The sequence below is a fragment of the Gemmatimonadota bacterium genome (assembly GCA_009838645.1).
GTDB lineage: Bacteria > JAAXHH01 > JAAXHH01 > JAAXHH01 > JAAXHH01 > JAAXHH01.
In genome coordinates, this window is sequence record VXRC01000050.1 from 1 (window position 1) to 8,704 (window position 8,704).

Consider the following 8,704-nt stretch of genomic DNA (forward strand, 5'->3'; position numbering starts at 1 on the left):
GCCCCGGCCAACACCAACACCCCGGCCACTAAAGGCGATCTAGGGATCACCACTGATTCGGAGGAGGAGAATGAGGGTCTCGCATCCGGTTCCGCCGTCCCGGACGCGGCTTCTGTAGCGGACACCTACCTCGAAGAACAGTCCGGCATCGGCGGTTTCTCCCAGCTCGCATCCTACCTGGAAGAATTCGACCGAGTCGAAGCCCCCGATCCTCCCTGGCCCGATTTCGGCCGTTTCGACGTTCCCATCAGCTACAACGACCGGGTGAAAAAGGCGATCCACGTCCTGCGGGGCGACGCTTCCGGGGTTTTCGCCGGATGGCTGGGTCGGACCAACCGCTACCGGGCTATGATCCAGTCGATACTCTCCAGGTCCGGACTGCCCGGCGACCTGGTTTACGTCGCCATGGTCGAAAGCGGCTTCGATCCCAGGGCGCGCTCTCCGGAAGGCGGGGCGGGCCTGTGGCAACTTACCCCCTCCGTCGCGGAACGCTACGGACTGACCCGGAACGACGAGATCGACGAGCGTTACGATCCGGAGAAGTCTACACGGGCGGCGGCGGCGAGGTTCAAGGACCTCTACCTGGAGTTGGGCAATTGGGACCTCGTCATGGCCGCCCATCATGCCGGGTCCGAACCCGTGCAGCGGGCGGGGAGCCTGAGTCTCTGGAACATGAGGCTGCCCGGCCGATCGATCCCCTTCGTGGCCTTCGTCATGGCATCGGCCATAATCTCCAAGTCGCCCGAAGTATACGGATTCGAACCCCTGGGCGGCCTTCCGGTGATACACGAGTCCGTCCCGGTGCAGCGCGCCATGGTACTGGAGGAAGTGGCCGAAGGCATGGAGATCCAGGTCGGGAAGCTGCGTGAACTGAACCCGGAACTTCGGCGCTGGAAGGCCGTGCCGGGGTTCGATCTCAACGTACCGCTGGGTACCAGGCGCGCCTACGCCGCGTGGGCCGGCATCGAACCGCCCGGACCCGATCCTTCCGAAATGACGTTTTACCGGGTCCGCCGGGGAGACACGCTGGGGCGGATTTCCCGCCGGTTCGGCGTGCGAACGGGGGAAATCATCGCCGAGAACAACATCCGCCGCCCGAACCGGTTGCGGATCGGCCAGGTGCTCGCCATACCGCTTTTCGGCTCATCGATCCGTTCGTCGAATCAATCCATCGCCAACCGGAGGCCCCGAGACGTGCCGCCGCCCGATCCCGCCACCCATCAGGCCATCTCCTACCGGATCAGGCGCGGCGATACACTGGAGCGCATCAGCAAGAGATACGGCGTCTCGATGGCCAACCTGCAGGACTGGAACAAGTTGAACAACCCGGGAGACATCATCGCGGGCCGCAGCCTGACCATCTACGTTCCGCGCCCGAGCGGCGCCGCGGGCGGCAGCGGTTCGACGCCGACCGCAACCCCCGGTACGGGAGAGGGATCGAACCGCGGCGAGGGCGGAGCAGCGGCATCCGGTGCCATCATCTACACCGTAAAACCGGGCGACACCCTCTGGGATATCGCACGGGCCCACAATGTGACCGTGAGCGCACTGCGCAGGACGAACGGATTGGGCAGGCGCACCGCCATACATCCCGGAGACCGGCTCCGCATCGACCCGTCCGACTCTTAAAAGTCATTGACATTCTTATACTAACGTGATATTTTGATCACGGCTATTCCGGTCCTGAATACGGTCCGGGATGAACCCGAATTCAAAAACGACGCGGGGTAGCGGAGCGTTGTCATGGCGCGAAAATCAGACTGGATTATAGGTGGACTGCTCGGTGGCGGGGTTCTGGTTATCGTTATCGTCATGTTGTTGCTTATTGCCGGTCCCATGCTGAGCAGCGACCGTTCCCTCTCCGGCATGGGCGGCGGCCGGGTCGCGCTGGTTGAAGTCCGGGGTCCGATCACCCGGGCCGATGACACGGTCAAGCAGATCGTCAAGTACCGCGAGGACGATTCCGTACGGGCCATCGTGCTCCGCATCGACAGCCCCGGCGGCGCCGTAGCCCCCACGCAGGAGATCTTCGACGAACTGCGCAAGACCCGGGAAGCGGGCAAGGTCATCGTGGCGTCCATGGGCAGTGTGGCGGCATCGGGCGGATACTACATCGCCTGCGCTGCCGATTCCATCGTGGCCAACCCAGGCACCATAACCGGGAGCATCGGCGTGATCACCGTCGCGCCGAGCGCGGAGGATCTGCTCGAAAAGATCGGCATCGATTGGCAGGTCGTCAAAAGCGGCCGGCACAAGGACATAGGTTCGCTGAGCCGCAGCATGACCGCCGAAGAGATGGGGATCGTACAGTCCGTGGTCGACGACGTATACGACCAGTTTGTCGGCGCGGTAGCCAGTTACCGGCCGCTTTCCCGTGAAGAGGTGGTCGACCGGGCGGACGGACGGATATACACCGGAAACCAGGCGCTGCCCCTGGGTCTCGTGGACCGCCTTGGGACCTACCAGGACGCGATCGCCCTGGCCGGCAGGATGGCCGGCCTTCCGGAAAAACCCAGCGTGGTCCGGGAGCGGCCCAAGACGTTTTTCGAGATGTTGATGGAGAACATGGAGATGATGACCGGTCTGTATTCTCCGGGCATCGTCGAATACCGGTATCGATAATGCGGCAACATCTACGATCAAGGAGAATGGTATGACTAAGGCCGATATCGTGGCTCGCATCGCACAATCCACCGGGATGACCAAGGTGGACACCGCGGAAGTGCTGAACGCGTTGCTGGATTCGATCTCATCCGCGCTGGGAAGGGGCGAGAAGATCGAACTGCGTGGATTCGGCATTTTCAAGGTGAAGGAAAGGAAGGCGCGCGTCGCCCGCAATCCGAAAACCGGAACGGGGATACGGATTCCACCGTGCGTGGTGCCGGTTTTCAAACCGTCAGATCATCTTAAAAACCGAGTACAGAAGGAAAACTAACCCAGGGGAGACAGACGTGCCGAGTGGTAAGAAGCGCAAACGGTCGAAGATCGCTACCCATAAGCGCAAGAAACGCTTACGGGCCGACAGACATAAGAAGAAGTAAAATCGGCGGCCAACCGGCGGCCTTCGGGCCTCCGAAGGCAGCGAGTGTCCCCCGAGGGACGCTGCGCCGGTCTTGCGCCGTCCAGCCCCGAAGTCCTACCTCGCACCGGGAAAATCCTCGCCGATATAGAGATCCGTGAAGATCACGGTCCTGCCGCCGAATCGGTTGGTCTTGAGTCCCCTGAGCCACGGCTTGAAGAGATGGTTCGCCATGGGATGGAAGACGAAAGCGGCCCCCGCCTCCTCGACCAGGATGCGCTCGGCCCGGCGGATGATTTCCGTCCGTCTTCCTGGATCCAGTTCCTGGTCTGCCGCGTCCAGCAACGCCTCGAATTCCGCGTGTTCGAAATCGTGTCGGCTGCGCCCACGCGTTCCGGGACGCCAGATCATGTCCAGCATGTTCTTGGGATCCCGGTAGTCCCCGAAGAAGGGTACCATCCCCAGGTCGATGTTCCAGTTGAACATGTAGTTGGTAAATACCGGGTAGTCGGCGCTGCGGAACGTGATGCCGATGCCCAGGTGCTCCCGAAGCATGCCCTGGACCACCTCGGCGACCATCCGGATATCGGGTCTCGGCTGCCTCAGCCACATCTCCATCACCGGAAACCCGCGGCCGCCGGGATAACCGGCCTCTGCCAGCAACTTCCGCGCCTTTTCCGGATCGAAGTCCTGGTAGGCTCTGTAGTCGTCGTGGGCGTCGAAGGTGACCGGCAGCATGGAATAGGCGGGAACGGCGGCACCGTGCAGGACTACGCGGCAGATCGTTTCCCGGTCGATGGTCCGGGCGATGGCGCGCCGGACCCGGGCATCGTCAAAGGGCGGATTCCGTGTATTGAAGAAGATGTACCATGTCCCGTCGGTCGGGTTGGAAACGAGTTCCGAGCTCAATTCCGGATCGCGCTGCACACGGATCAGCTCGTTGGCCTGTACCTCGGCGAATCCCACCTCGTCGTTTTCGTAAGGGAGCAGGTTGGCCGTGGACGGATGGCGGAAGACGCGGTGAATCTTCTCCACGTAACCCTTGATGGGGCCGTCGTAATAGGGATTGAGCTCGAAGTTCATGTGGCTGCCGTGCTTCCATTCCGTCAGCCTGTAGCTCGAATTGGTCACGCAGTTCCCTTCCTCGGTCCACCGGGGTCCGTACTTTTCCACCTGCCACCGGGGCACCGGCATGGAGGTGGGGACGGAGAGAATGAGTCCTAGGTACGGCGCCGGATGGGTGGTTTCGAAGGTCAGCGTATGGTCGTCGACGGCCCGGACGCCCAGCATTTCCGGGTCGGCGTTCGCGGTCTGGCTGTAGGCCGTCGCACCCACGATGTCGCTGTAGAACGCAGCGTATGGATTGGCCGTCTCGTAGGAAAGGGACCTGCGGAACGTATAGACGAAGTCGTGGGCGGTGACGGGCCTGCCGTCGCTCCACCTCCCCGTTTCGCGCAGATAGAAGGTCCAGGTCCTGCCGTCGGGAGAGACCTCCCAGCGATCGGCCGCCGCCGGGATGAGATCGCCGTTCTCGTCCTTGGCGACCAGGGTCTCGAAGAGGAACTCGTTCCACTGCCCCACGTAGAGGTTGACGCTGACGTCCAGGCTGCGCGGCTCGTCCCGCATGAACCGGTAGGTCTGGAACTCCAGCGGCGCCGCATCGGGCGGCATCTGCTTGCCGATGGTGTTGAAGACGGGGTCGGTGTCCTGCGGGGTAAGCGGGATGGCTTCGGCCAGAAGCATGCCTGCGCATGCCAGCAGGGAGGTTGCCAGGATGGCCGGATAGCGCCGGCCGGTCGATCTTCCCGTCGATCTTTCGGCCGATCCTCTGGTCGATCCACCCGCCAGTCCTCGGGTCGGCCGCAGTTTCGATTTCATGACGTGGCCTGTGCTCCTTTTCCATCTCCAATGGACCACTGTTCGCCGACAAGCGACACGGCCATCCGAAGCGCCTCGCCCAGGTTGCCCGCGTCGGCAATGCCCTTGCCCGCGATATCGAAGGCCGTGCCGTGATCCACGGAGGTTCGGATGATCGGCAGGCCGAGGGTTACGTTCACGGTGCGGTCGAAGGCGATGGCCTTGACCGGAATGTGTCCCTGGTCGTGGTACATGCCGATGATCCCGTCGAAGTCGCCCTTCCGGGCCCGCATGAATACGGTGTCCGGCGGCAGGGGACCCGTGATCCGCCAACCCCGGGCACCGGCTTTCTCACGCGCTTTTTCGATGGCGGGCGCGATGATGCGGATCTCCTCGTCCCCGAAGAGTCCGCCCTCGCCCGCATGGGGATTCAGTCCGCATACGGCGATCCGCGGCGCCGCCACGCCCATGCCGGCCAGCGCGTTGCCGACCAGGTCCAGGGTGATGCGTATTTCATCTTCGGACAGGCGGTCGATGGCGTCTCGCAGGGAGACGTGAGTCGTCGCGTGGGAGACCAGGATCCCGTCGAAGGCCAGCGCGAGCCGGAATCGTTTCGTTCCCGTGATTTCGGCCAGCAGTTCGGTATGGCCGGCGTAGGCGTATCCGGCCAGGCTCATGGCCGCCTTGTTCATCGGCGCGGTGACCAGGGCGGCGATGTCGCCTGCCATGGCCATGCGGGCGGCCCGCTTCACGGATTCCACGGCAAGGCGACCGGCTTCGGACTGCACACGACCCGGCACCAGGCTATCGATTGCCACTTCCGCTTCCTGCGCATTCATGACATCAATCGCGCCGTGACGGAACAGGCCCGCATCGGGATGTTCGATCGGATGGACGTCGAGACATGGTCCGGGACTACGGTCGCCCTGGCCTTCTTCGTCGCCGGAAGGGTCATGCCCTTCGTCGTTGCCATGGCCTTCGTCGTTATCGGAGGCGCAGGCCCGGACCAGCGGCAGGACCCGGCGGATGACTTCATCATGCCCGATGACCAGCGGCCGGCACAATTCGTAGATCCATTCCTGCGACAGGATCTTCACGATGACCTCCGGTCCCACGCCGTTCGGATCGCCCAGGGTGATCCCGATGACCGGGCGTTCATCTGTACCGGTTCCATTGCGGTTGCCCGATGCCCGCTTGCCATAGGGTCTGGTGGTGCCACCGCTACGTGGAGAGAGGCGTTCCACGGCCTCCACCAGCGTGTGCTCGTCGCTGAAGGAGCCGGGCTTGATGACCAGGCTCATGCCGTCATGGGCCCCACCCGCGACGACGGCGCGGCCAATACCTGCGTCGATTTCATCGCGTATCCAGGCGCCATCGGCACGCAATTCCTGAAAGACGCGGCCGGCGGTTTCCCCGCCCGTAAGCACGAGACCACCCGGGTTCGCCTTCGTGAACAGCCTGCGGGCGACTTCACCCAGGTTTTCGATGACCACCAACGACGGATCGCGGCCGGCGGCTATCGCGGCCAGATGACCGATCCACGCCCGCCACTCCGTATGGTCCGTACGGTCCGGACGCAGGGGGGTAACGACCGCGTTCCGCCCGTTTGCCATGGCCTCCGCGACGCTAGTAGTCAGTCGATCCACCTCGCCCTCACGCTTCCGATCATCCACCAACGACAGGGGATCGAAGGAGCAGATGGCCGCCGAATTCCGACCGTTTACTTGTACGACCTGTCGGGCGGTCGTGTCGTGCAGACTGCAGGCGAAGACGAGTACGGGACCGTCCTTCGGTGGCGGTGAGGGTGCGGCAAATCGCGGCTTGCTGGAAGATGTCCGCTGTGTCCGGGATGAGGGGTACCGAGGCTTCCACGTGAGCGCCAACCTTTCCGCGAGGGCGCCGGCCATGCCGCCGGAACCGCAGAGCAGCACCGAAGGCGCCGCAGGCGTTGAAGATCGCCTCTCCTCAAAATCATCATGGTCCTGAAATACCGCGTCCAGCAGCCCATCCCATCTCATTGGGTCCGCCATATCCACCACCACTGTAGTTCCCGGCGCAGCCTTGATATCGTCAAGCGCTCCTCTGATTGCTGCCGAACCGCCACGGACGGTTTTCAAATCAATGTGGGCCCTCGCCCTGCCGGAATCATTGTCCAGGAGATCCGGGATGAAGGCATGTTGCGGCGGGATGTCGGGACCCGCCATGTCCGCGCCGCTGATGGGCAGGCCGCCGAGCAATTGATATCCCCCCACCGTGATACGTCCCATTTCAGGAAAGGCCGGAGCGCATACCACCAGGCCGAAGTCCATCAGGTCGCTGACGAGGTCGATTTCGAAGCCTACATGTCCCCTGAGCGTCGAGTCGATCTTCTTGTAAATCAACGTGCCCGCCCGGGCCCGTATCGCCTCGCAGGACGCCCCCACGCGATCGGCGGCTTCCGCTTCGCTGCAGGAACGGGTGTCCGTATTCAGCACGACCATATCCGCCGAATCGAATCGATCCAGCCGGTCCGGACCGTTCGGCACGGCCACGGCGAAGCCCCGTTTCGCGAAGGGGACCGCCACGTCGTGAGCGCCGGCGAGGTCGTCGGCGAGCATGTACATGGGCGTAGTCATGGTGGTGCTTTCAGGACGCATCGCCGGCGAGGCCGGCCCGCGCTGCGATCTCTTCCCAGGCGGGCTCGACCGGCGCGTCGCGGTCTGCCAGTTCAGCCATGACCTCCGGCCACTTGGCGCACGATCCGGTGACCAGGCACACGACGGTTTCATCCGAGGCGAGCCGACCCGCCCGGGCGGCCTTGATCGCTCCGGCAACGGACGCCGCCGATGATGGTTCGACCAGGTAGCCGCTCCGCGCGAGAAGGCGTACCGCCTCGATGATCTCATCCTCGGTGACGTCGGTCGCGTCGCCGCCGGAATCGTAGATGGCTCCCAGCGCCAGGGGTCCCCCGGTGTCGTCGCGGATGGACAGAGCGATGGAACTCGGATCGGGGTGGACGATCACGTCGCCGCGTCCCTGTTGGAACGACTGCACGTAAGGATTGCATCCCGCCGGCTGCACACCATGCATGACCGGATGTCGATCGACGAGGTCCAGCGTGCGCAGCTCGTTGAATCCCTTCCACGGACCGAACAGCGCGTCGCCCGCGGCGATGGGGCAGAACATCCGATCGGGAATCCGGTCGCCGAGCTGCACGAAGATCTCGAAGGCGATGGTCTTGTAGCCTTCGATGCCGAAGGGCGTGCCCGTGGGCATGGGCGTCATGGTCGTCGAAGGATAGAAGCCGTGGTCCCGGATCAGCGTGTCCAGGTACTGAAAGCGGTCTTCCAAGACGAAGGCGTGGCCGCCGTACAGGGCGATCATGTCCCGCTGCAGCATGGAGGATTCGGGATGGCAGAGGATGATGCAGGAGTCCATCTCCGCGGCGGCGCAATAGGCCGCGGCCGAAGCGCCGTGATTGCCCGTGGTACTGGCCGTGACCCGGCTGTAGCCCAGGGATCGCGCCATGGAGACCGAGGACGCGTGGAACCGGTCCTTGAAGGCCCAGGTGGGATTGGTCGTCTCGTTCTTGATGTACAGGTTCGACAACCCGGTAGTCTCACACACCGCCCGGGGCCGCACGAGGGCCGTGTTCCCCTCGCCCAGCGAGATCTGAGACGCCGGATCCCGCAGCGGCAGCAGGGCGTCGAATCGCCAGATGCCGTGACCGGACCGGCCCCAGTCCTCCACGTTCAGTTGGGACGCGATCGCCGGGTAGTCGTAGGTCACGGTCAGCGCGGCCGCATCGCCCCCTGCCTCGTCCGCGCCGCCCCCTGCCTCGTCCGCGCC

General features: G+C 63.8%; 6 protein-coding genes. 3 read left to right on the top strand and 3 right to left on the bottom strand.

The window, feature by feature from the left end:
• The 3 genes from F4Y38_16575 to F4Y38_16585 form a co-directional block, all read left to right on the top strand.
• The coding region (locus F4Y38_16575; GenBank protein ID MXY50897.1) for a LysM peptidoglycan-binding domain-containing protein at positions 1 to 1,629 on the top strand (1,629 nt) is incomplete at its 5' end.
• A gap of 114 nt (positions 1,630 to 1,743) precedes the next feature.
• Positions 1,744 to 2,622: a signal peptide peptidase SppA gene (sppA, locus tag F4Y38_16580; protein MXY50898.1), complete on the top strand. Its 879-nt coding sequence runs from the start codon at positions 1,744 to 1,746 to the stop codon at positions 2,620 to 2,622.
• A gap of 31 nt (positions 2,623 to 2,653) precedes the next feature.
• On the top strand, positions 2,654 to 2,935 hold the full coding sequence (locus F4Y38_16585) for an integration host factor subunit beta (protein MXY50899.1): 282 nt from the start codon (positions 2,654 to 2,656) through the stop codon (positions 2,933 to 2,935).
• Between the two features lie 201 nt (positions 2,936 to 3,136).
• Here the strand turns inward: F4Y38_16585 and F4Y38_16590 are convergent, their stop codons facing one another.
• From F4Y38_16590 to F4Y38_16600, 3 genes are all read right to left on the bottom strand, one after another.
• Positions 3,137 to 4,897: a peptide ABC transporter substrate-binding protein gene (locus tag F4Y38_16590; GenBank protein ID MXY50900.1), complete on the bottom strand. Its 1,761-nt coding sequence runs from the start codon at positions 4,895 to 4,897 to the stop codon at positions 3,137 to 3,139.
• Positions 4,894 to 7,644, bottom strand: a complete 2,751-nt coding sequence (gene pdxA / locus F4Y38_16595) for a 4-hydroxythreonine-4-phosphate dehydrogenase PdxA (GenBank protein ID MXY50901.1) — start codon at positions 7,642 to 7,644, stop codon at positions 4,894 to 4,896. Before pdxA ends, F4Y38_16590 begins: the two co-directional genes overlap by 4 nt.
• The coding region (locus F4Y38_16600; protein ID MXY50902.1) for a pyridoxal-phosphate dependent enzyme at positions 7,502 to 8,704 on the bottom strand (1,203 nt) is incomplete at its 5' end. The genes F4Y38_16600 and pdxA, both read right to left, overlap by 143 nt.